Below are 23,768 nucleotides of genomic sequence, written 5' to 3'. Positions count from 1 at the left end.
CATGAAAGCAAAACTAAAAATACTCGACCGCTACCTTACGCTCTGGATCTTTATGGCGATGCTCTCCGGAGTGTTATCGGGATGGCTGTTCCCCTCAATCGCCAGTTTTTGGGATTCGTTGTCCGTCGGAACAACCCATATCCCCATCGCCATCGGACTGATTATCATGATGTATCCACCTTTGGCAAAAGTAAAATACGAAGAACTGGGGGATGTTTTCAAAAACACCCGGATTTTAGGTTTATCGCTGGTCCAGAACTGGATCATCGGTCCCGTCCTGATGTTCTTTCTGGCCATTTTGTTTTTGCAGTTCAATGTCGATTATATGTACGGTCTTATCCTCATCGGGTTGGCCCGATGCATTGCCATGGTGATCGTATGGAACGACCTGGCTCACGGTGACCGTCAGTATGCCGCCGGATTGGTGGCTTTCAACTCACTGTTCCAAATCCTTTTCTTTTCGTTATACGCCTATTTTTTCATAGCCGTCCTGCCCGGATGGTTTGGGTTACCCACCAACGACTCGGTAGCCAACATAACGATGGCGGAAATTGCAAAAAGCGTCCTTATCTATTTGGGAATCCCCATGCTGGCAGGGTTTCTTACCCGCTATATCAGCCTTAAGGTAAAGGACGAGAACTGGTATAACCGGAAAATTGTTCCTAAAATCAGTCCGTTTACGCTTATCGCATTGTTATTCACTATTTTTGTCATGTTTTCACTGAAAGGCGAGTACATCGTAAAACTGCCGCTGGATGTGGTCCGTATTGCCATTCCCCTGATACTGTACTTCGTGATCATGTTTGTGGTTTCTTTCTACATGAGCAAGAGAGCGGGAGCAAATTACGAGCAGTCCACCACCCTTTCGTTCACGGCAGCAAGCAATAATTTTGAACTGGCTATTGCGGTGGCCATTGCTGTATTCGGCATCCATTCGGGTGAAGCTTTTGCTGCGGTTATAGGCCCTTTGGTGGAAGTTCCGGTAATGATTGCATTGGTCAACGTAGCCTTTTGGTTCAAAAAGAGATGGTTCGGGAGTTTATAACTCATTTTTTCGATTTATAACCCCGCTATCCGTAAGATGTTTATTCAACTTTTACTATCTTTGTGCGTTAAACCGTAAAACCACCGGATAATGAATTTCAAAAGAACAATTACTTCATTATTTTTGCTCTTTGTGTTATCTCAGGCATTTCCACAACATGTTATCAGCTGGAAGTTCAGCCTGCAAGACAAGGGAAATGGCGAAATTGAGCTGATCGCTGATGCAACCATCCAGCAAGGCTGGCATATGTACGACTCAAAAATTCCCGATAACGGACCCTACCCCACTTCATTGAACTTCGATGAAATAAAAGGGGCGGAAGCCGTAGGTGATTTTAATGCCACAGGAAAACAGGCAACAGTTAAGTACGACCCTGTCTTTCAAATGAATATCGGGACTTTTGACAACTCTGCGAGATTCATTCAACGCATAAAAGTTACCGACAAAGGTAGCTTCCTCATCACAGGCGATGTACGCGCTCAGGCTTGCGATGATAAGAGTTGCACTCCCCCGCTGCCCAATGAATTTTCTTTTACCTCGGCGGATCTGCCTAAGACGGTTACCGCAACTGCATCAACCGCAGCATCCGAGACAGAGGCTCCCGGCACCGCAGTTCTCCCTACCGGAAACCTTTCACAGGACTCTTCACTAATTTCCTCACCGGCAGCAGTACCCATTTCGGTTGACAAAGAGTTGCTCTGGACACCCGTTACCGAAGAATTGAACACTTTTGGCACACAACACGACGGCAGCTCATCGCTTTGGAGCATTTTCCTGAAAGGGTTGCTGTGGGGTTTTGCCGCACTGCTTACCCCCTGCGTTTGGCCGATGATTCCCATCACCGTCAGCTTCTTTCTGAACAGGAACAAAAAAGTCCGTAGAAAAGCCGTTGCCGACGCAACCCTGTACGGGGCCTCCATCATCTTTATATACGTTGCGTTGGGTCTTATTATCACCGCCATTTTCGGAGCAAGCGCACTTAACAACATAGCAACGAGCGCCGTGTTCAATCTTATTTTCTTTGCGTTGCTGCTCGTTTTCGCCATGTCTTTCCTGGGAGCGTTTGAACTGGTGCTTCCGGCATCGTGGACCAACAAGATGGACAGCAAAGTAGACAGCACCTCAGGCCTGATAAGCCTCTTTTTCATGGCTTTCACGCTGGCGTTGGTTTCTTTCTCATGCACTGGCCCGATCATCGGATGGTTGCTTGTAGAGGCTGCCACACAAGGAAGTTACCTGGCCCCCGCTATCGGAATGCTTGGCTTTGCCATTGCTTTAGCCATACCGTTCACGTTATTCGCTGTTTTCCCGTCGTGGCTGAAAACGCTTCCGAAATCGGGAAGCTGGCTCAATTCCGTGAAGGTAGTGCTCGGGTTCATTGTGTTGGCCGTTTCAATGAAATTCTTGTCGGTAGCCGATCTGTCAAACGGATGGGGAATTCTCAACCGCGACATATTCCTGGTCCTGTGGATCGTGATCTTCGGCATCCTGGGATTCTACCTGCTGGGAAAACTGAAATTCCACGGCGACAGCGATGTTCCTCACGTGACTATTCCCCGGCTGTTCCTCTCCCTCTTTTCGTTTGCTTTCGCCCTATACCTTGTTCCGGGATTGTGGGGTGCACCCCTTAAGCCCATCAGTTCTATCCTGCCTCCGCTATCCACACAAGATTTTAAATTGAACGAAGTCTCGCTCAACACGGTTTATACCGATTACGAGACCGGCATGGCGGTCGCTGCACAGACCGGAAAACCCGCGTTAGTCAGCTTCGGGGGACACGGATGCGTGAACTGCCACAAAATGGATGCTACGGTCTTAGTGGATGAACGGGTAAAGGGATTGATCGACAACGAATTCGTGTACATCACACTGATGGTGGACGAAAGGGCCAAATTGCCCGAAATGACCGAAGTGGAAGAAAACGGGAGGAAAACCAAATTGAAAACCGTTGGTGACAAATGGAGTTACCTGCAACGGCACAAATTTGCCGCGCAATCGCAACCCTACTACGTCATCCTGGATCATTCCGGAAAACCGGTTGCACCGGCACACGCTTTCGATGAAAACATTGTCAATTACGTAAATTTCCTCGAAACAGGACTGAGAAATTTCAAAAAATAAATCCATGAACACCCGGCAACAAAAACTGGAAGCATTCGGACGATTGCTCGACATAATGGACGAACTGCGCGAAAAATGCCCGTGGGACAATGCGCAAACCAACGAAAGTCTGCGGGCCAACACCATAGAAGAGACGTACGAACTCGCCGAGGCCATCATCAACAACAGCGACCTGGAAATAAAAAAAGAACTCGGAGACTTGTTGCTGCACGTAGTGTTTTATGCCAAAATCGGCGAAGAGAAACAAGCTTTTGATATTGCCGATGTTTGCCACGCTATCTGTGACAAGCTCATCTTTCGCCATCCGCACGTGTTTGGAGACTTACACGCTGACTCGGCCAGTTTTGTCGAGAAATCGTGGGAACAAATCAAGCTTAAGGAAAAGGGTGGAAACGGCACTGTGCTAGAAGGTGTTCCCCCTTCTCTGCCCTCACTCGTAAAAGCGTACCGCATCCAGGATAAAGCCCGGAATTCAGGTTTCGATTGGAATAAGCGTCACGATGTGTGGGACAAAGTAAAGGAAGAGATCGGTGAATTGGAAACCGAGATTGAGAATCTGGACAAAGAGAGGACCGAACAAGAATTCGGCGATGTACTTTTCAGCCTTATTAATGCAGCCAGGCTCTACCAGGTTAATCCCGACAACGCGCTGGAACGGACCAACCAAAAATTTATTTACCGTTTCAATTACATGGAACAGAAAGTAAAGGAACAGGGGCGTTCACTGAAAGAGATGACGCTGGACGAAATGGAACAAATCTGGCAGGAAGCGAAACGGGTATGAAGAATCTCCTCTGTCCCCAATGCAAAATCCGGCGGTTCTACGTTCTGAACGCGGTAGGCGAACGGTTAGTGGTAACCGTTACCGAAGATAAAGAAATACATCCCATCCACGAAGCCGAATCACTGGACGGATTCGACACTTCCCTGTTGTACTGTTTGGGCTGTTCGTGGAAAGGAACGGTCAATATGCTTACGGATAAGTTCTAGGCCTCACTTCCCTACCCTCCACCGGGTAAGGATATTTTTTCTTTTGGCAAAGATGCCGTTCTGTTTTGTACGCACATCCTCAATCACGTAAAAGATATTGGCATCAAAACCGGTAAGCGTATCTTCAAGGGCTTTCATTTGATTACGATCGATAACGGTTTCAATTATATCCACTTCATTGGTCGACCCTTTACCGTGCGTCATCGTTGCCCCGAAATTCATCTTGTTCAGGACCTGCACCAGCTCCATACCGTTTTTCTGCGTGTAAATACGGCACAGTATAATGCCGTAGGCAATCCGTTGCTCGAGAAGAATACCTATATAATTTCCCGAAGCGTATCCGGCGGCATACGACAGGTAAGCCACCAGGTCATTGGCACGGGTAAGTATCTGCGATATGATAACCACCCAGATAAACACTTCGAAAAAACCGATGGCAGGGGCTATGTATTTTTCACCTTTCGATACAAAAATGATGCGTAACGTACCCAGCGACACATCAAAAATCCGCCCGAAAAATATCATAACCGGCAAAAGCCAGGGATAAACATCCAGAAAGTCAAACATATTCAATTTATAATTTTATGATTTTATTGTTTCGAATTTATAATCTTCCAAAATATATTGTTATTTAACGATAGTCCTCAAATAGGAAACAAAGCCTGCAAGATCTTCCTCCGTAGTATCCCACGAACAGACAAGGCGTCTTTCGTTCTGCTCCACATCCCAGTCGTAAAAGAAATAGCGCTCACGAAGCTGAGTTGTTTCTTCTTCCGAAAGAGTAAAAAATACGGCATTCGATTGAACTTCCTGCGTCAGCTTAACTCCGGCCTTTCGCATCCCGGCTGCCAGCTTTTGTGCCGCAGCATTCGAATTTTGTGCGTTTTCCAGCCAGATACCCTCGTTGAAGTAGGGAATAAACTGTGCCGATATAAACCGCATTTTGGAATACAACTGGGAAGCCTGCTTGCGGTAATACCTTATGTTTTCCGCCAGTTCTTCACGCAGCGGAACAAGTACTTCGCCTACCATTAGTCCGTTCTTCGTCCCTCCAAAAGTAAAGATATCCACCCCGCAATCTACCGTCATCGCTTTCACCGAAACATTGAGAAAAGCACAGGCATTGGCCATGCGCGTCCCGTCGACAAAAAGGTACATACCGTGTTCGTGTGCGAGATCTGCCAGCAGTGTTATTTCCCGGGGCGTATAAACCGTGCCCATCTCGGTGGTTTGCGAGATGGCGATCACTTTCGGCTGGGAATGATGTTCTACGCCAAATCCGTGCAACAACGGGCGGACCATCCCGGGAGTGAGTTTTCCGTCGGACGTTACCATTTCCTTCAACGCACAACCGGTGAATTTGGCGGGAGCACCGCACTCGTCCACCGCGATATGGGCGGTGGAGGCGCAAATGATGTGATGAAAAGGCAACGTGCAGGCTTGCAAAGCAGTAACGTTTGCACCGGTACCGTTAAAAACAAAAAGGGGTTCAATATCCTCTTTTCCAATCAGTCGTTTCACTGCCTTTTCCGCTTCCCGTGTCCAAACATCGTCACCGTAACCAATCGTATGATCCTTGTTGGCGTCGATTATCGCCTGCATCATCAGCGGATGGACACCCGAATTATTATCGCTTCCGAAACTTCGCATAAATTTTTATTGTAAATGAAATGCAAAGGTACAAAACATTGCAAAGTTAACCCCTGTTTATTTGTCCCATTATTGGCTTTCATCTACTTTTTTACCGGTACCGGCATCTTTTCCGTATCCGTTTTTGCAGAACACATCCGTAAGGGATTGGATACATCCTCAAAAATTTCCAGACCGAAATAGGGGACAGCCGCCGTTACGTGATCGAAAATATCCGACATGATGTTCTCATATTCCGTCCAGCTGGTAGTCGCCGTAAAAAGATAAAGTTCCAGCGGCAGTCCCTGGGCGGTAGGAGCCAGCTGGCGTACCAAAAGCAAGAGTTCCTGATGTACCTGGGGATGGTTTTTCAGATACAACTCCACGTATTTTCTAAAAAGGCCCATGTTGGTAAAATTCCGCCCGTTCAGGGGAAGGCTTCTGTCAGCACCCGTTGCGTCGTTGAACGAATCGATAATTTGTTTTCGCTCATCGATATAGCCTGAAAGAAGTTGTATTTTTCTGAAATGCTCCAGCTCCTCCTCGTTTACATAATGGATGGTGGATTGTTTTATGTTTATGGCTCTCTTGATACGCCGGCCACCCGCTTCAGTCATCCCGCGCCAGTTTTGAAATGCCTCCGTAACTAGAGAGTATGGAGGAATAGTGGTGATGGTTTTATCGAAGTTCAGGATCTTAACGGTTGTAAGGTTTATTTTGATCACGTCGCCGTCCACACCGTACTTGGGCATGGTTATCCAGTCACCGATGCGGACCATGTCGTTGGAAGACACCTGGATACTCGCCACCAGGCCCAAAATCGTATCCTTAAAAATCAACAGCAATATGGCTGATGCCGCACCCAGACCAGCGAGGATAGTGGTTGGGGTTTTTCCGATAAAAAGAGATATAATGACGATGGCGCCAATGGCGTAGACAAATATCCGGATGAGTTGTCCGAAACTTTCCACCGGTTTATCCTTAAAGTTGTCTTTTGTTTTAAGGGTGTCTGTGAACGCATTAATAACCGACACACTCAACCACATGAAGTAAAAGACAAAAAACAGGTCGAACGCTTTGAGCGAAAGCCTCATCGCAACGGGAAAATCGTTAAAGATAATCGGAATAGCTCCCTTAATTATGCTGATGGGGATAATCATCGCCAAGTATTTCGGGAACTTGTTGTTTATCAAGTGGCGGCTGATGGTCAGACGGTTTATTTTTACGGCTTTGTTGAGAATAACCGTAATAAGCTTGCGCAACATCGTTTGCATCACATACACGAGTACAACGAGAATGACAGACAGGAAGATAGAGTTGATAACCCCAATGTAGGTGTCCGGGACACCTGCACCGTGAAGAAAATCCTTCGACCAGCCGCTGATCAGGTTCGTTACTTGCTGCGAAAAACTCTCTACCCTGTCACTGGCTACGTTATCTTTCAATTGTTCCATTTCGTCTTGTATCATAACGCTCTTTTAGTCTTTCCGTTTCTGAAATACAAAGGTAAACATTATTGGTATAGACAACCCTTTAAAACTCTAAATGAAGCTTAAATACCTGTGAAAAACAGGTTGTATTTGATGAAATAAACGTATATTTGTGTCCTCGGAAACGGAGAACAGGCGTCTCGCAACAGGTGACCGCCAACTCCAGATCCGATGTAATTAATCTAAAAAAAGGAAAAATGGGAAAAGTATTGATTATCGGTGCAGGCGGCGTAGGTACTGTTGTTGCCAATAAAGTAGCTCAAAACAGCCGGATTTTCACGGATATTATGCTGGCAAGCCGCACAAAAAGCAAGTGTGATGCCATTGCTGAAGATGTTAAACGGAGAACGGGTGTTACCATCCAAACGGCTAAGGTAGATGCCGACAGTGTACCCGAACTGGTAGCGCTCTTCAACGAATTCAAACCGGAACTGCTCATTAACGTGGCGCTGCCCTACCAGGACCTGACCATCATGGATGCCTGTTTAGCATGTGAGGTAAACTACTTGGACACCGCCAACTACGAACCCAAAGACGAAGCCAAGTTCGAATATAAATGGCAGTGGGCCTATCGGGACAAGTTCCGTGAGGCAGGGCTGACAGCCATCCTGGGTTGCGGATTTGATCCGGGCGTAACCAGCATTTTCACGGCGTATGCCGCGAAGCATCATTTCGATGAGATACATTACCTGGATATTGTAGACTGTAATGCGGGCGACCACGGCAAAGCCTTTGCTACCAACTTCAACCCCGAGATCAACATACGCGAAGTTACCCAGAAAGGGAAATACTGGGAAAACGGGAAATGGGTAGAGACCGAACCGCACGAGATCCATCAACCGCTCAACTATCCCAACATAGGCCCAAAAGAGTCGTACGTCATTTATCACGAAGAGCTGGAATCGCTTGTGAAAAATTTTCCAACCCTCAAGCGCGCACGTTTCTGGATGACCTTTGGACAAGAATACCTCACGCACTTACGCGTAATTCAAAATATCGGAATGGCACGCATCGACGAGGTGGAATATAACGGGCAGAAGATTGTACCCATCCAGTTCCTCAAAGCCGTTCTGCCCGATCCGGGCGAACTGGGAGAAAACTACACGGGCGAAACATCTATCGGGTGCCGTATCCGCGGAATTAAAGACGGAAAAGAGCGGACATACTATATCTACAACAATTGCAGCCATCAGGCCGCTTACGAGGAAACAGGAGCACAGGGTGTAAGTTATACCACGGGAGTTCCGGCAACCATAGGCGCGATGATGTTTATGCAGGGGCTATGGAAAAAACCGGGCGTGTTTAACGTGGAAGAATTTAATCCCGACCCGTTCATGGAACAGCTCAACAAGCAAGGCCTCCCCTGGCACGAATTGTTTGATGTGGATCTGGAAGTTTGATGTAAATCCTCACGTCACATGAAAGCCAAAAGTTTAGTAAATATCAGCGACTACGGCAAAGAAGATATCCTCCGGATACTGAAAGCAGCTACAGCGTTCAAAGCCAATCCCAACCGCGATTTATTGCAGGGAAAGGTATGCGCTACATTGTTTTTTGAGCCTTCCACGCGTACACGCTTAAGTTTCGAGACGGCCGTGAACCGGCTCAGGGGAAGAATTGTCGGATTTTCCGATGCAGCCACCAGCAGCTCCACCAAAGGGGAATCACTGAAAGATACCATCATGATGGTGGGCAACTACGCCGACCTCATTATCATGCGCCACCACCTGGAAGGATCGGCGCGCTATGCATCTGAAGTCTCTCCGGTACCGATCATTAACGCCGGTGATGGTTCCAACCAGCATCCCACGCAAACTTTGCTCGATTTATTCACCATCTACGAGACTCAAGGGACGATGGAGAACCTCACCATTACCATTGTGGGAGATCTGAAATACGGCCGTGCCGTGCACTCACTCATTCAGGGATTATCCCATTTCCATCCATCGTTCAACTTTGTGGCGCCGGAGGAATTAAAAATTCCCGAGAAGTACAAAGTGTTTTGCGACAACCTGAATATCCCCTACAGGGAATATACCGAATTTTCATCCGAAGCCATTGCTTCCGCAGATATTCTTTACATGACCCGGGTTCAGCGCGAACGTTTTACCGACCTGATGGAATACGAAAAGGTAAAGAACATCTATGTTCTTCACAATGAAATGTTGAACAACTCCAGGGATAACCTGAAGGTACTCCATCCGCTTCCGCGTGTGAAAGAAATCAATCAGGATGTGGATGAGAATCCAAAAGCCTATTATTTTCAACAGGCTGAAAACGGCGTTTATACCCGTCAGGCTGTCATCTGTGATTTGCTGGATATCCGTCTGGATTGAATAAGGTAGATTATCATAACAAACGTACAAGATGGGAAAAGAATTACAAGTAGCGGCACTGGAGAACGGAACGGCAATCGACCATATTCCGACCCGGGAGTTATTCAAGGTGGTTGCCTTGCTCCAGTTACAAAAGCTGGATAACCGGATCACTATCGGGAATAACTTAAAAAGTAGCAAGATGGGTGCAAAGGGAATCATCAAGGTCTCCAACAAATTCTTCAAGGAAGACGAGATAAACCGCATTGCACTGGTTGCCCCCAACGTCAACCTGAACATTATCCGGGATTACGAAGTGATTGAAAAGAAAAAAGTGACACTCCCCGATGAAATTATCGAAATTGTAAAATGCAATAACCCGAAATGCATCACCAATAACGAACCGATGAAAACCCGCTTCGAAGTGGTGGACAAAGAAAATGTGGTGTTGCAGTGCCACTATTGCGAATTGAAAATCAAGAAAGAAGAAATCGTCTTAAAGTAGTTGCCGGGTAACACGAATACAAATGAAACAGAACTGGAAGCCGGGAACACTGATCTATCCCCTTCCCGCGGCAATGATATCGTGCGGAAGCCATCCCGACGAGTACAACATAATCACCGTCAGTTGGCTGGGAACCCTTTGCACCAATCCGCCGATGTGTTATATTTCCATTCGTCCCGAACGGCATTCGTACGAAATCATCAAGCGAAACATGGAGTTTGTTATCAACCTCACCACCGAAGAACTGGCTCAGGCCACCGACTGGTGTGGGGTACGCTCGGGGAAGGATTACAATAAGTTCCACGAAACGGGATTAACACCTGCAAAAGCAGTAGCGGTAAACGCTCCCGTCATCGAAGAATCCCCGCTCTGCATCGAGTGCCGCGTAAAGGAAATTATCACGCTCGGATCGCACGACATGTTTATCGCCGATGTGGTAAACGTGCAGGCGGATGACAAGTATTTTGATGCCGAAACCGGAAAATTCGATATGCAGAACGCCAGGCTCCTCGCCTACTCGCACGGCAATTATTACGGACTGGGTGAACATATTGGAAAATTCGGATGGAGTGTGAAGAAAAAAAAATGATAAGAGTTAAATAAACCATATGCCCGTAAATTTACCCGATAAACTCCCAGCCATAGAGATCCTGAGCAAGGAACATATTTTCGTGATGAGCGACCTGCGTGCCTCCACGCAGGATATCCGTCCGTTGAAGATACTCATCCTCAACCTGATGCCGCTTAAGATCACTACCGAAACCGATTTAATAAGGCTGCTATCCAACTCTCCCCTGCAACTGGAAATTGAGTTTCTGGGATTGAAATCCCATACGCCTAAAAATACACCCATCGAGCATTTGCAGACGTTTTACAAAACGTTTCCTAAAGTAAAAGAAAGCTATTACGACGGCTTTATCGTTACCGGCGCACCCGTGGAATTATTGCCGTTCGAAGAAGTGCGGTATTGGCAGGAGCTGACCGGGATCTTCGATTGGGCCCGTACGCATGTGACCTCCACGTATTACATCTGCTGGGCAGGACAAGCGGCGATGTATCATTTTTATGGCATCCGGAAATATCCGCTGGACAAGAAAATTTTTGGAGTGTTCCCACATACCGTCAACGATAAAGCGTTCCCGCTTTTCCGCGGATTCGACGACGAGTTTTTTGCTCCACACAGCCGCCACACGACGGTTTCTGCCGAGGAGATTTCCCAACACCCCGAACTGACTATCCTCTCACAGTCTGAAGAAGCAGGAGTATACATCGTGGCCTCCCGCGGTGGACGTGAGTTCTACGTAACCGGGCATTCTGAATATTCACCCCTCACGCTACACAACGAATATACGCGTGATATGCAAAAGGGATTGGACTCGGTGGAACTCCCCAAAAACTATTACAAGGATAACGACCCACAAAAACAACCGGTTGTCTTGTGGAGAAGCCACGCAAACCTTTTGTTTATAAACTGGCTTAATTACTTTGTATATCAGGCAACTCCATTTGATTTGAAAAAGATAAAAGAGTTAGGGGATTTAACCTGACCCCGCCTGGATGAATGGAAAGATGAAAGCTCCACGAATCGTTGAACTTCTCGCCCCTGCCAAAAATAAGGAGATCGGAAAAGAAGCCATCCTTCACGGTGCCGATGCCGTCTACATAGGTATCTCGGGATTCAGTGCACGGATGGCTGCAGGAAACAGTATCGAAGATATTGCCGAGTTGGTGGAATTTGCGCATCAGTACAACGCCAAAGTGTATGTTGCGTTGAACACCATCCTTTACGACCATGAACTCTTACAGGTGGAGAAGCTCATCCGGGATTTATACCGTATACACGCCGATGCCGTTATCATCCAGGACATGGGCATTTTGCAACTGAACCTGCCTCCTATCCCGCTCCACGCCAGCACGCAGACCGATAATCGTACCGTGGAAAAAGTGCAGTTTTTAGAAAACGCGGGATTCACACAGGTAGTGCTTGCACGGGAATTATCCCGGGATCAGATTGCCGAAATTTCGTCACAAACCAGCATTGCGCTGGAGGTTTTTGTTCACGGTGCCCTCTGTGTTTCCTACAGCGGGCAATGCTACATCAGCCAAGCCATAACGGGTCGGAGCGCCAACCGCGGAGAGTGTGCACAAATTTGCAGGCTACCTTTTGATTTGCAGGATGCCGACGGGCGTATTGTTCGAAAAAATGCACACCTGCTTTCCTTAAAAGACTTCAATCAGTACGATAACCTCGAAGAGCTGCTGGATGCCGGCGTTTCATCGCTCAAGATAGAAGGACGGCTGAAAGACGTTACGTATGTTAAAAACGTAGTTGCTGCCTACCGGCAGCGATTGGACAGCATTTTCAGGAAACGGCCCGAGTATGTGCAAGCTTCGTCGGGAAGAAGCGAAATCAATTTTACACCCAATTTATCAAAGAGTTTTAACCGGGGATTTACCCACTATCTTTTCAACGGCAGGCAACACGATATCGGCTCTTTCGAATCTCCCAAATCCATCGGTGAATTTGTAGGAACGGTAAAAACCGTGGGCAGAAACTGGCTTTCGTTAAGCACAACACTCACCATTAACAACGGTGACGGATTGTGTTTTATGGATAAAGACGGGTTAAATGGTTTTCGCGTAAACCGCTCTGAAGGCGGCAGGATTTTTCCGGCCGTAATGCCCGGCCTCAGCGCAGGAACAAAGGTGTATAGAAATTACGATCACGACTTTGAAAACTGGTTAACCAAAAAAACAGCGGAGCGAAAAATTGCTGCGAATATTTTTATCCGAGAGATCCCTACCGGGTTCGCATTACAAATCTCTGACGAGGACAACCACTCCTACACATTTTCAGTAATTCTAGAAAAGCAGACCGCGCAAAAGCCGCAACAGGAAAATATCCGTACTCAGCTCTCCAAAACGGGAACTACCCTGTTCAGCGTAAAATCCATCGACATCCGGTTTTCCAAGGAGTGGTTCATCCCCTCCTCCCTGCTAGGAGAATGGCGTAAACAACTGATTTCAGGTTTACTAGCGGTCAGAAAAATCAATTACCGGCAGGAACGCAGCCCGATCCCACCCACAACACACGCTTATCCCGAAAAAGAGCTTACCTACTTAGGTAACGTCTCCAACAGCAACAGCGGTTCTTTTTACTTACAACACCGGACGAAAATTTTACAACCCGCATTTGAACAAGTTCAGCAAAAAAACGTTCCACTCATGTTCACCAAACATTGCATCAAGTTTGCATTGGGTTGGTGTCCGCGTGAGACCAAAGAGAAAGCCGGTTTTCGTGAGCCGTTCTATCTGATCAATCAACAGAACAAATTAAAACTCTCGTTCGATTGCCGGAAATGCGAAATGCGGGTTTCTCTTGAAAATCAACAATAATCGGTTGTAGATTCGGATTAAGAAAATAAAAGCCCGAATCCGTCAAAAAATGACTAAAAATCGTCACATAAAAAAATCCAAAATAGTTTCTAAGTATGGCAGTTTTTTCTTTCCTAAAAAATCATAGAAGTCAAATCCAATCCCTTAACCCCGCGGATTTCAAAACAATCATCGCCGGTAAGGATGTTCAGCTTATAGACGTCCGGACTGCTCAGGAATATGCGCAAGGCACCATAAACAGAGCCCGGTTAATGGATGTTTCCTCCATGGATTTTGAGCAAGAAATAGAAAAACTCGATAAATCCTGTCCTGTAGCCGTTTTCTGCCACAGCGGGGCACGAAGCATGTATGCCGCCAAGGTATTGGTTAAAAAAGGATTTCCTGCCGTTTACAACCTCAGGGGAGGAATTGTTTTCTGGAAGTAAATTTTTCTCTCCCGTTCACTTGTGGATGGCCTTGTCCATGGCATCGAAACCGGCTTCAAAAAATATTTCCGAAACGGTGGGATGAGCGTGAATGGTATGGGCCACGTCGTAAACCGTGGCTTCGACTTTCAGGTATGCGCCGGCTTCGGCAATCATATCGGTGGCATTCTCAGCCACAACCTGAACCCCCAGGACCTGCCCGTATTTCTTATCGGAAAGCAGCCGGATCAAACCCTCCGTATTGTTTTCAATCAGTGCCTTCCCATTTGCAGATAGCGGAAACTCGCTTATTTTGTAATCGTAACCTTCCTCCTTAATTTTTTGTTCCGTCATCCCGATCTGAGCGATTTCGGGCGTGGTATACATGTTTATCGGATAAGTGGAGTAATCAAAATGGGCTTGTATCCCTTTTATGGCGTTTATGACGTGAATCCCTTGAGCCGAAGCCATGTGTGCCAGAAAACTTCTTCCGGCGACATCACCGATGGCATAGACCCCATCGATACTGGTCTGGAAATTATCGGTTGTTTTGATAAATCCGCGTTCCGTAAGCTGCAGGGGTGTTTCGCTTTCCGGGATAATTGCCTTGCGCGAATTACAATTAACGATCAGGTCGCATTTTACTTTCTTACCACCAACAGTCAGTCCTCCATCCTCATATTTATCCGGATAGGCATCCGTGATCAGTTCAATGTTATCGGATGCCAGTTTCTTCGTGATGTACTCGACAAGAAAGGTATCCAATCCGTCCAGAAAGTAACCGCTGTTGGTAACCAGCGTAACGTTTTTATGGATAAGCCTGAAAAACTGGGCCATCTCGACCGAGGAAATGTGGTTACCGGTAACGACAATGTTCTCCGGAAAAGCCTCCCTTTCAAACAGGTTTTCCATCTCCACGACAGGAGCATTGGAGAATGCATCGCCCATCGATTTCGGCTTTGAACCGGTTGCAATGATGATGTGCTTTGCCGAAATTTTTTTATCGTCAACCCACACAGAGCGGTCCGACCCTATTCGGGCGGTTCCACTTATCACTTCAATGCCATTTTTTTTAAGCAGGAAATTTACCCCTGCCGTCAGTTTCCGGGTGATGCGTTTCGACCTTGACTTCACCTTGTCCCAGTTAAAGGCAATTTTACCGGTATCTATTCCATCAATACCAAAATCCTCAATCTCTCCCAGTTTTTTAAACTTCTTCGCACTTTCCAGAATAGCCTTTGTAGGAATACAACCCCAATTGAGGCACATTCCCCCGATATACTGTTTTTCCACGATAGCTGTTTTCAAACCCACCTGCCCCGCCCGGATGGCGGCTACATAACCGGATGGTCCGGCACCGATGATCAATACGTCGTAATCCATACTATGAGTTGTTTTGTGTTTCAAATAAGGTGTGTTATTCCATCAGTAACGCCATGGGATCGGCAAGATATTCCATTACCTTGTTGATAAACCGGGTAACTTCTCCCCCATCAACGATACGGTGATCTACCGAGAGCGACAATGCCATTACACGGCCTACAACAATGGCATCGTCTTTCACCACAGGGGTTTTGAGGATCCTGCCCACTCCCAAAATAGCCGCCTGGGGATAATTAATCACCGGCGTGGCAAATATTCCTCCGATGGAACCGTAGTTGGTAATGGTAAATGTTCCGCCTTTCATGTCTTCCAGGGTAAGGTCTCTTTTTCTGGCTTTCTCCGATATTTCGTCGATGCGTTGAGCAATTTCAAAAATGCTTAAACGGTCGGCATCCCTAACAACAGGGACCACCAGTCCGGCAGGGGTATCCACGGCCAACGCTATGTTATAGCGGTTGTTGAAGATCATCCGGTCATTCTCCAAGTCGATCTGCGAATTTAACTGCCTGTGTTGCTTGAGGGCATTGACGACAGCCTTTACAATAAAAGCGAGGTAGGTCAGCTTAACCCCTCTTTCGGCAAATTTCCCCTTATACTTCTCCCGAACCCTTACCAGATCGGATATCTCCACTTCTTCGAACAACGACATGTGGGCAGCGTTGTGCTTGGACTGGATCATGTTCCGGGCAATAGCCTTGCGGATCTGGGTAAGGGGCTCATAAGTTACCTCATCGTCCTCTTGTTCCGAAACCCGGAGGGAGGATGGCTTTCTGACGGACTTATGGTTTTCAACATCTGCTTTTGTGACCCGCCCCGAAGGCCCTGTGCCACAGACTTCATTTATATCGATGCCTAAATCCCTGGCCATAGCCCGCGCAACGGGCGTAGACAAAGCTTTACGGCGTGGTTTTTCCGTTACGGGAGGCTGCTCCGTTGTGCCTTCGTTGCTCGCAGGCAAAAAAGCATTTCGCGAAGCCACCTCCATCGTACCCACCACCGTTTCGGCTTTCTCCTCCGGTTCAGGGTCAAATCCTCTTTTCGCCTCGGCCTGAGCCTCTTCCGCAAAAACTCCTTCTATTTCAATTTCAACTAGCGGGCTGCCTACTTTTATGACATCACCTACTTCTCCAAACCGGGCAGCAACTATTCCCGTTCTCGGTGACGGAATATCGGCCACTACCTTGTCGGTTTCCATCTTCACCAAGGAATCGCCCGTACTTACCGCCTGTCCTTTCGTAACGTACCACTCCAGGATGGTTCCTTCCTCGAGTCCCTCTCCTATATCGGGAAAATTAAAAATATACCTCATTTAAGTTCGTTTAATCATTTATGGTTTGAACATTAATTGTAATTGGCCTACGGCGAAATTCACTTCGTGTTACTCGCTTCGCACAGTTACTTCATTCATGCTGTTTTTAAAACTTAACCGTTTTTTCTATTTCATAAAAAATCCTTTCGGGAGTTATCATAAAATATTTCTCACCTTGCGCCAACGGAATAATGGTATCAAAACCCATCACCCTTTTTGGAGGAGCTTCCAGGTAGAGGAAAGCCTCTTCGTTGGCTATGGCTATCAACTCCGAACCCACGCTGAATGATCGTTGTGCTTCTGCCACAACCACTAACCGGCCTGTTTTCTGCAACGAGTTCCGGATGGTCTCCTTGTCTATGGGATAGATCGTCCGGAGATCGATTAACTCCACCGATATACCTGCCTCCTTCGCCATTACCATTGCCCGCTGGCATTCGCGAATCATCGCTCCGAAAGCCACGACGGTAACATCTGTACCCTCGGTAAGCACGCTGGCTTTTCCAATTGGAATGGTAAATTTACCGGTAACCACCTCCTGCTTGATGGCCCTATAGATTCGTTTGGGCTCCATAAAAATAACCGGATCGTCACTTTCAATAGCAGATATCAGCAACCCTTTTGCATCGTGCGGCGTTGAAGGAACCACTACTTTTAAACCGGGAATATGGCTATAAAGTGCTTCGGGGCTTTCCGAATGGTGTTCGATGGCATTGATGCCTCCACCGTAGGGAAACCGGATGACCATGGGAATCCTGAACCTTCCGCGTGAACGGTTGTGCATGCGCGATACATTGGAAATTATCTGATTAAATGCAGGATAGGAAAACCCTTCGAATTGCATTTCTACCACGGGCCGTAAGCCGGAAAGGGCCATACCCACTCCTGTTCCCACGATAGCCGACTCCGCCAGAGGCGAATCGAACACACGCTCCACACCGTATTTTTTCTGCAACCCCTCGGTTACCCGGAATACTCCTCCCACAACTCCTACATCTTCCCCATAAACCACAACACCGTTATCCTCGGCAAGCTTAATATCCAACGCGTTGTTGATCGCCTGAACCATTGTCATTACGCTCATTTTCGATTCCCTTTCCAAGCTAAAAATTGTTGATATTCTTCTTTCTGTTTTTTCAGGTCGTCAGGCATTTCCACATACATGTAATTGAAAACATCCTCCAAAGCATACGGGGCAACGTTTTCAGCATCCAGAAATTGTTTCTCCACTTCTTTTTTATACTGCTCCCTCAGCTTTTCTTCGTTCTCCCTAAATATCCCTTTGTGTTCCATAAATTTTTTCAACCGGAACAACGGATCCGACAGCTCCCACGCTGCCTCCTCCTCTTTTGTCCGATAGCGGCTGGGATCGTCGGAAGTGGTATGGGCGCCACACCTGTACGTAAGTGCCTCAATAAGCACCGGCCCTTTACCGGTTCGCGCATGTTCCGATGCCTTTTGGTAGACCAGGTACATGGCGAAGAAATCGTTTCCGTCGACTTTGATGCCCGGAATGCCAAACGCTACCGATTTAACAGCTAAATTTATGGATTTGGTTTGCGTGGTTACCGGAACGGAAATAGCGTACTGGTTGTTTTGTATGGTAAACACTACCGGGACCTGCCACACACCGGCAAAGTTCAACGCTTCGCTGAAGTCACCTTCCGACGTACCGCCATCCCCAATATAAGTAAACACAATATCGCCTTCCTTCCTGTATTTAATGGAATATCCTATCCCAACGGCATGGGGCAACTGTGTACCGATAGGAACGTTTATGGGTAATACACGCGGGGCATTTTTAAAGTTACTCCCCTGTTCGTTGCCGTTGTAATACAGGAAAATCTCTTTCATTGTAACGCCTTTAGCCAACATTAGCCCCACTTCCCTAAAAGCAGGAACGAGCCAGTCGTTTTCGCGTATCACGTTGCCGGCCGCAATATGAATAGCTTCTTGTCCTTTGTTGGGGGGATAAGTGAACATGCGTCCCTGGCGTTGAAAGGATACAGCCATCTCATCGGCTACCCGTTCAAAGAGCATGGCTTTCCAGGCTTTCACAATAGTATCGTCGGATATTTCCGGGAATAGGTCGGGACGTAAAATACGACCATCGTTATCGATAATTCTGAGGATCTTATCTTCCGATGGATTGAACTCTTCAAAAATCATAAGGTCTTATCTTTAGCTGCATTCATCTCGTCAGAAAACATACGAAAGTGAATTATTTGGAATGATTTTAAAATGTAAAAACTACAGACTATAACGAATAACTTGGTTTAAGGTTTGCCCAAACCGTAAATTTATTCATTTTCCGGCACTGTTTATCGTTATTTTCGGAATTTTGTTCACTTCTTCAGTCTCAAGTTAAGGCTTGACGACCTGTTAAGCCGCTTAAGCCAGAGACTTTGTCCATAACATTCGTTTAATTCACCAATATTGCTTAGTTTTGTACATCTCAACCATTAAAATACAACACAATGAAACAGATCATCGGAATAGATTTGGGTGGAACCACCATCAAAGGCGGTTTAATAGAAGGGCAAAACCTGGTAAAAGAAGAGGTGGCCGATACACGGGCACCGGAAGGCGGGGAAGTTACTTTAACTGTGCTGAAAGACATTATCCGCAAGTTGAAAACCGATAAAATCCATGCCATAGGGATTGGCGTCCCGAGCGTTGTGGATCGTACCCAAGGCATCGTTTACCACGTACAAAACATCAAAGATTGGAATGAGGTACACCTGAAGCAGCTGCTAGAAAAGGAATTCAACATACCGGTACACATCGATAACGACGCCAACTGTTTTGCCAAGGGAGAACGTATTTACGGACTTGGCCGGGATTTTGAGAATTTTGTCGGAATTACTCTGGGCACAGGCGTGGGCGGTGGAATAATACAAAAAGGGAACCTGCTGAGCGATGCCAACTGCGGATCGGGAGAATTTGGAGAAATGCCTTACCTGGACGGTATCCTCGAGCAATATTGTGGAAGCTTTTTCTTCACAAACAACTACGGTACAACGGGATATGAAGTCGCCCGGAAAGTAGGGCAGAACGATAAAAAAGCGTTGGAAATCATGCATGAATATGGAAAACATATTGCTGTACTGGTAAAAATGATTGTTCTTACCGTTGATCCGCAAGCCATTATCTTCGGAGGTGCGATTGCCAAATCGCTTCCTTTATTTAAAGAATCGATGTACGAACACTTGAACGACTTTCCCTACCCCAATTCCATCAAAAACCTGAAAATACTGGGATCGGAACTAAACCATCCCGGAATTCTGGGAGCAGCGGCATTGTGTTACTGATGGTTCTACTTCAAATTCGATTTATTGAAAACATTCCCGGGAATACGTTGGTTGAACGAAATTTCGCTTATGGTAAACTCTGTTCCTTTTCCGTCTTTCAGCACATCCTTGTAGACCGTTTTCATTGGATACCAACGTCCTTGTATCTGCCGTATATCCGATAAAGCAATCTCCTTCAATTGCTTTCCGCTTTTGGCAAACAGTTGCATCTTGATCGGGACGAACCGTTCCTGATCGACCCATAATTTCCGGGAGTAATAATTAACTCATGTTTCGCACTTCCCTCAAACCATTGACAAAGAAATAGAAGGGAAATGCATTATTATCTATATCTCTGTACTATAACATTTTATATTTTACAATTTCTCAATCGTCCTTAACCATCACCGAACAACACAGTGCAATGATCATGGATTCTGCTTTTGGATTGGCCAACATTTTTTCAAGTAAATCATCGGCATCCATCTCCAATACCTCGCATACTGAGCAGACTAACTCGATGAACAGCCCCCATAGCCGTCTGTCGAGTGTTTCCCTGAGCACATCGGCGTTCATTGACCGATAAAGTGCCCCTTTCGACTCGTAGTTATCGTACCGGAAACGCAGTGTCAATAACAGATAGGCTATCATGCTGATGGTCGTTTCTGCTACCTGGGCGTCAAAGTTACTGGATTGACATCTTCCCAGGTTCAACAATTGCTTCGATTCTCGATTGAACACCTCCACAACCCATCTTACCTGGTAATGCCCGATCAATCCCTTGAACGTCAGTTTCGTGTCCGTCGTCAACAAAACCTTCCATTTGTCATTTTTGCCCCGACGACTAAAGAAAAGGCAGATCTCAACACCTTGGTACAGCACCCTGGCCTGTTTGTACTGGTAACCCAGGGAACGGCAGCGCCTGGGTTTGCCCAGCATGTTATTGATCTGGGCGTGAGTCAGGCTCTTACCCTGATACTCAAACTTAGTCTTTGCAAACTTGTACATCCCGATCAGGTGAACTTCCTTGTCCTTCACACTCCGGATAGCCTGTATCAACGCATCGCAAGTAAACCAGCTGTCCACCAGGACGTAATCAACACGAAGCCCGCGATAGATGGCCGTGAAAAACATCCGCAGGACCATCTGAATCTTGTTCGTGTCCAGTTCTTCCACACGTTTAGCGGTGTACGAGTCCTTGATACGCTTGCAACTGTATTGCTTGCGGATCTGCTTTTTGGTCATCCCAAACGGGCGTTCCTGCTTTTTCCCTTTTTCCCGGTGAAGACTGAAATCCAGTGGTATGGAGGACTTACCGTCCCAGTACATCATCACCAACAGCTTGAATCCAAGCACGTAGCTGTTGGTTACATGATCCCATACCTTCCCGATCTTCTCTATACGCTTCCCGGTTTTAGACAGGGTGGTGTCATCGAAGATCAGGTAACGGGATGAGGTATCATCTACATCACTATCTTTGGACGTCACCGTCAGAAAACGATGCACAAGATGCCACATAAGCATCCGCCAGCATATGATGGAACTGTTCTTCAAGCGATAGAACACATCCTTGCCCATGGTGGAACCTTCACCTGTGGGGCTGTTCAGATAGGAGTTGACCGTCTTGTCTGAACTGACCACCATGGAGACCAGCAGGGCCAGGACCATTTTAAAATCATATCCCCGGGTCTTGAACCATTTGAACTCAGAAAGACCTTCGCTTAGCTTCAACGCCTTGAAGCGGCTAAAAATATCTTCAGCGGAAACCCTGCCGGGGGTAAAGTCCGCTTTCAACTCTTGAATCTTTTTAATATCTTTGTCCTGCAGCATATTTTAATGGTTTGGTTTCCATCGCTAAGATAATCATTTTCAATGATATATTAGCTAAAATATGCTGCTTTTTTTATCTCTTATCCTCTGATTATCAACTTCATTTTTAACTGCGAAACATCAGTAATTAATATCGCTTATCCTGGCGGTCATGTCAACCACCCAGCATTTTCTACCGTTTATTGTTTCTTCTCCGGTAACTACGGCATTATATTGCTCCTGCATTGGTGTATCGTTCATCATATCCTCGTAAGACAAGTCGCTTCCCATAACCGACTGACGCAGCATGTGACCCGAAATCTGGATGGTGCGGTCGGTCGATGGTGAGTAAAGCCACAGTTGATTATCGAGCTTCAACATTTTGGTTCCTTTCTCCCTTGCCGGCGAGAGATATTCAGTAAAGGCCTTCTTGTCGCCTTCCATCCATGTTTTCAACGTCATCGTACGCGTGGCGCGTGCACTGTTCACCTGCATCGAAGCCGTCATGACAGTTGTTTCTGACGACATATTGGCATCTATCTTGTCCAACAGGGAATTTCCCGAAGGGTAATTTTGTGCATACAATAAGGGGCTGAAAAAAGAGAGGAATATTACTATCGTTTTTTTGTTCATTGCTTGAATGTCTTCAGTGTTGTTAAATCTTTTTTATCCCTGCCTCAAGGTTTCACACAGTCTACAGGTAGCCGTTTCCGCACGACTCTCATTTTGCCCTGGCTGCCCAGGTCGCCTTGGAGGCATTCCAATTAATTCTGTAACTCTTTAAATAAGTTAGCCGTCTGTCGTTTATAAATCCCGACTCCCGACAACATGGCTCCAATAACCGTCGAAAAAATTCCTGGGATAAACCCGATAAACCAGGTGAAAGGAGTTATCTGTGTTCGTAACGTGTCGGAAATCATCAACGATGAGTTATTCATCATGCTACCCACGTTGATGCCGTATTCCTGCATCAACCACGATGCCGATAATCCCAGCATTGAGCCGAAAATAGTTCCGATAATTCCTACCAATGCGGCTTCCCCGATAAGCGACCTGTAAATTTCCGATTTATTTTCGCCAATAGCCATCCGCAGTCCGAACTCACCGTATCTCCTCAAGCCGCTAATCAAACCGGCATTCCAAAGTACGATAGACATGGCAAAAATAAAAACCAGAATGATGAATCCGGCGATATTTTTGATAAAAGCGTAAGAGAAACCCATCAAGCCGTTGTCCGAAAGGGAAGACATCACCGGTGCGAACTTATCTTCGTCGTTTTCATACCGTTTGTTGAAATCTGTTTTTGTTGCAACAGCTTGTCTATCGTTGTACAACTTGTTTTTAGAGAAACCGAGCAGGGTTCCCGCAGCATCCTCCATATTCAAGGCTGCCTTCACGTCGCGTATATCGGCAATCATCATTCCCCGGTCGAGTACATTTACTCCAAAATGCAACGAACCGGCCACCGTAAAATTGTACATAGCCATTTCGCCAAACATGGTGGAAGAAATTAGTGTAACCTTGTCTCCCAGACTTAGGTACAATTTTTCGAAAAGTTCATCGCTGACCAGTATTTCTCCGGCTTTGGAAGGAAACCGTCCCTTCACCAGCAGTTTTTTGAGTTCCATACGGGTGGCTTCACCATCCGATTGCAGCAGATCGACGCCTTTTCCCATCACCGTGCCTTGCATTTTCGTATTTCCCGAACTATCAGGCACGTCCAACAACCCACCGAAATCAATCCGCTGCACCCAATCGTATTCGGGATAGAGCCTTTCAAGGCTTTTTTCCAACGTATCAACACCCACAAGCGCCAGATCGTTGGGCAATTGCGAAAAATTATCGGCATAGGCCCTGGTTTCCACCCTTACGTGACCCTCGGAGAAATTAGCCGTTTTTTCCAGACTCTCGCCAAGCACACCGCTCAAATAAGCATGCATGAACACGGTAATCATCACCCCCAGTGTCACAACAACAACCGGCAAGAGGCTCCGGCTTCGATCCCGCATTAATCCTTTTAACAGAAACTTTAACATAGTTTTTTTATTAGATGCCAGGTATCAGACCGCTTCGCTGACAGAA

Annotated in this window: 22 protein-coding genes and 1 pseudogene; 12 read left to right on the top strand and 11 right to left on the bottom strand. The window is 46.5% G+C overall.

The genetic code is table 11. The annotated features are described in order from the left end of the window. The first annotated feature begins 1 nt into the window (after position 1). From arsB to AACM02_RS08460, 4 genes are all read left to right on the top strand, one after another. Positions 2-1,045 carry an ACR3 family arsenite efflux transporter gene (gene arsB / locus AACM02_RS08475; protein ID WP_071137053.1) on the top strand — a complete coding sequence of 348 codons (1,044 nt, stop codon included), beginning with the start codon at positions 2-4 and terminating at the stop codon, positions 1,043-1,045. Between the two features lie 90 nt (positions 1,046-1,135). Continuing rightward, entirely contained in the window at positions 1,136-3,166 is a 2,031-nt protein-coding gene (locus AACM02_RS08470) for a cytochrome c biogenesis protein CcdA (protein WP_339116683.1), read from the top strand. Between the two features lie 4 nt (positions 3,167-3,170). Next, positions 3,171-3,950, top strand: a complete 780-nt coding sequence (gene mazG, locus AACM02_RS08465) for a nucleoside triphosphate pyrophosphohydrolase (protein ID WP_339116682.1) — start codon at positions 3,171-3,173, stop codon at positions 3,948-3,950. Continuing rightward, entirely contained in the window at positions 3,947-4,156 is a 210-nt protein-coding gene (locus AACM02_RS08460; protein ID WP_214063035.1) for a hypothetical protein, read from the top strand. The genes mazG and AACM02_RS08460 overlap by 4 nt, the downstream gene beginning before the upstream one ends. A gap of 3 nt (positions 4,157-4,159) precedes the next feature. Here the strand turns inward: AACM02_RS08460 and AACM02_RS08455 are convergent, their stop codons facing one another. From AACM02_RS08455 to AACM02_RS08445, 3 genes are all read right to left on the bottom strand, one after another. Next, complete coding sequence (locus AACM02_RS08455) at positions 4,160-4,723, bottom strand: DUF2179 domain-containing protein (RefSeq protein WP_214063036.1); 564 nt, start codon at positions 4,721-4,723, stop codon at positions 4,160-4,162. Between the two features lie 60 nt (positions 4,724-4,783). Next, the gene (locus AACM02_RS08450) at positions 4,784-5,806 is read right to left on the bottom strand and encodes an aminotransferase class V-fold PLP-dependent enzyme (protein ID WP_339116681.1); all 1,023 of its coding nucleotides are present in this window, start codon (positions 5,804-5,806) and stop codon (positions 4,784-4,786) included. A gap of 83 nt (positions 5,807-5,889) precedes the next feature. Continuing rightward, positions 5,890-7,254 carry a mechanosensitive ion channel domain-containing protein gene (locus tag AACM02_RS08445; RefSeq protein ID WP_339116680.1) on the bottom strand — a complete coding sequence of 455 codons (1,365 nt, stop codon included), beginning with the start codon at positions 7,252-7,254 and terminating at the stop codon, positions 5,890-5,892. Between the two features lie 218 nt (positions 7,255-7,472). On the opposite strand from AACM02_RS08445, the gene AACM02_RS08440 reads away from it, so the two are divergent. The 7 genes from AACM02_RS08440 (at position 7,473) to AACM02_RS08410 (ending at position 13,916) form a co-directional block, all read left to right on the top strand. Then, the gene (locus tag AACM02_RS08440) at positions 7,473-8,675 is read left to right on the top strand and encodes a saccharopine dehydrogenase family protein (RefSeq protein ID WP_339116679.1); all 1,203 of its coding nucleotides are present in this window, start codon (positions 7,473-7,475) and stop codon (positions 8,673-8,675) included. 18 nt (positions 8,676-8,693) lie between these two features. Beyond that, complete coding sequence (gene pyrB / locus AACM02_RS08435; protein WP_214063039.1) at positions 8,694-9,611, top strand: aspartate carbamoyltransferase; 918 nt, start codon at positions 8,694-8,696, stop codon at positions 9,609-9,611. A gap of 31 nt (positions 9,612-9,642) precedes the next feature. Continuing rightward, positions 9,643-10,095 (top strand): aspartate carbamoyltransferase regulatory subunit, encoded by a 453-nt coding sequence (pyrI, locus tag AACM02_RS08430; RefSeq protein WP_214063040.1) that lies wholly within the window; start codon positions 9,643-9,645, stop codon positions 10,093-10,095. Positions 10,096-10,117: 22 nt separating this feature from the next. Then, positions 10,118-10,684: a flavin reductase family protein gene (locus AACM02_RS08425; RefSeq protein WP_332455614.1), complete on the top strand. Its 567-nt coding sequence runs from the start codon at positions 10,118-10,120 to the stop codon at positions 10,682-10,684. Positions 10,685-10,703: 19 nt separating this feature from the next. Beyond that, positions 10,704-11,642 (top strand): homoserine O-succinyltransferase, encoded by a 939-nt coding sequence (gene metA, locus AACM02_RS08420; RefSeq protein WP_214063042.1) that lies wholly within the window; start codon positions 10,704-10,706, stop codon positions 11,640-11,642. A 22-nt stretch (positions 11,643-11,664) separates the two neighbouring features. Further along, positions 11,665-13,491, top strand: coding sequence for a U32 family peptidase (locus tag AACM02_RS08415; protein ID WP_339117448.1), 1,827 nt, complete (start codon positions 11,665-11,667; stop codon positions 13,489-13,491). Between the two features lie 95 nt (positions 13,492-13,586). Next, positions 13,587-13,916, top strand: a complete 330-nt coding sequence (locus AACM02_RS08410; RefSeq protein WP_332455612.1) for a rhodanese-like domain-containing protein — start codon at positions 13,587-13,589, stop codon at positions 13,914-13,916. Positions 13,917-13,931: 15 nt separating this feature from the next. On the opposite strand, the gene lpdA is transcribed toward AACM02_RS08410, so the two are convergent. The 4 genes from lpdA to pdhA all read right to left on the bottom strand — a co-directional run bounded on the left by lpdA (position 13,932) and on the right by pdhA (position 18,756). Next, positions 13,932-15,278, bottom strand: coding sequence for a dihydrolipoyl dehydrogenase (gene lpdA, locus AACM02_RS08405; RefSeq protein WP_339116678.1), 1,347 nt, complete (start codon positions 15,276-15,278; stop codon positions 13,932-13,934). A gap of 34 nt (positions 15,279-15,312) precedes the next feature. Further along, complete coding sequence (locus AACM02_RS08400; protein WP_339116677.1) at positions 15,313-16,587, bottom strand: dihydrolipoamide acetyltransferase family protein; 1,275 nt, start codon at positions 16,585-16,587, stop codon at positions 15,313-15,315. A 106-nt stretch (positions 16,588-16,693) separates the two neighbouring features. Next, a complete protein-coding gene (locus AACM02_RS08395) occupies positions 16,694-17,671 on the bottom strand; it encodes an alpha-ketoacid dehydrogenase subunit beta (RefSeq protein WP_332455609.1) in 978 nt (325 codons plus the stop codon). Beyond that, positions 17,668-18,756, bottom strand: a complete 1,089-nt coding sequence (gene pdhA, locus AACM02_RS08390) for a pyruvate dehydrogenase (acetyl-transferring) E1 component subunit alpha (RefSeq protein ID WP_332455608.1) — start codon at positions 18,754-18,756, stop codon at positions 17,668-17,670. The genes AACM02_RS08395 and pdhA overlap by 4 nt, the downstream gene beginning before the upstream one ends. Before the next feature lie 308 nt (positions 18,757-19,064). On the opposite strand from pdhA, the gene AACM02_RS08385 reads away from it, so the two are divergent. Further along, the gene (locus AACM02_RS08385; protein WP_332455607.1) at positions 19,065-19,898 is read left to right on the top strand and encodes an ROK family protein; all 834 of its coding nucleotides are present in this window, start codon (positions 19,065-19,067) and stop codon (positions 19,896-19,898) included. A 5-nt stretch (positions 19,899-19,903) separates the two neighbouring features. Here the strand turns inward: AACM02_RS08385 and AACM02_RS08380 are convergent. The 4 genes and pseudogenes from AACM02_RS08380 to AACM02_RS08365 form a co-directional block, all read right to left on the bottom strand. Beyond that, positions 19,904-20,152 (bottom strand): annotated as a pseudogene (locus tag AACM02_RS08380) (outer membrane lipoprotein-sorting protein); the annotation flags it as partial. A gap of 112 nt (positions 20,153-20,264) precedes the next feature. Continuing rightward, the gene (locus AACM02_RS08375; protein WP_339115938.1) at positions 20,265-21,707 is read right to left on the bottom strand and encodes a transposase; all 1,443 of its coding nucleotides are present in this window, start codon (positions 21,705-21,707) and stop codon (positions 20,265-20,267) included. A gap of 120 nt (positions 21,708-21,827) precedes the next feature. Beyond that, positions 21,828-22,319, bottom strand: coding sequence for an outer membrane lipoprotein-sorting protein (locus AACM02_RS08370; protein ID WP_339116676.1), 492 nt, complete (start codon positions 22,317-22,319; stop codon positions 21,828-21,830). 131 nt (positions 22,320-22,450) lie between these two features. Further along, positions 22,451-23,722 (bottom strand): ABC transporter permease, encoded by a 1,272-nt coding sequence (locus AACM02_RS08365; RefSeq protein ID WP_332455605.1) that lies wholly within the window; start codon positions 23,720-23,722, stop codon positions 22,451-22,453. Between the last annotated feature and the right edge of the window lie 46 nt (positions 23,723-23,768).

The organism is Petrimonas sp. (genome assembly GCF_963921705.1).
GTDB lineage: Bacteria > Bacteroidota > Bacteroidia > Bacteroidales > Dysgonomonadaceae > Petrimonas > Petrimonas sulfuriphila.
The sequence above is the reverse complement of the archived record's forward strand: the minus strand, read 5'-3'. Positions and strand labels throughout refer to the sequence as shown.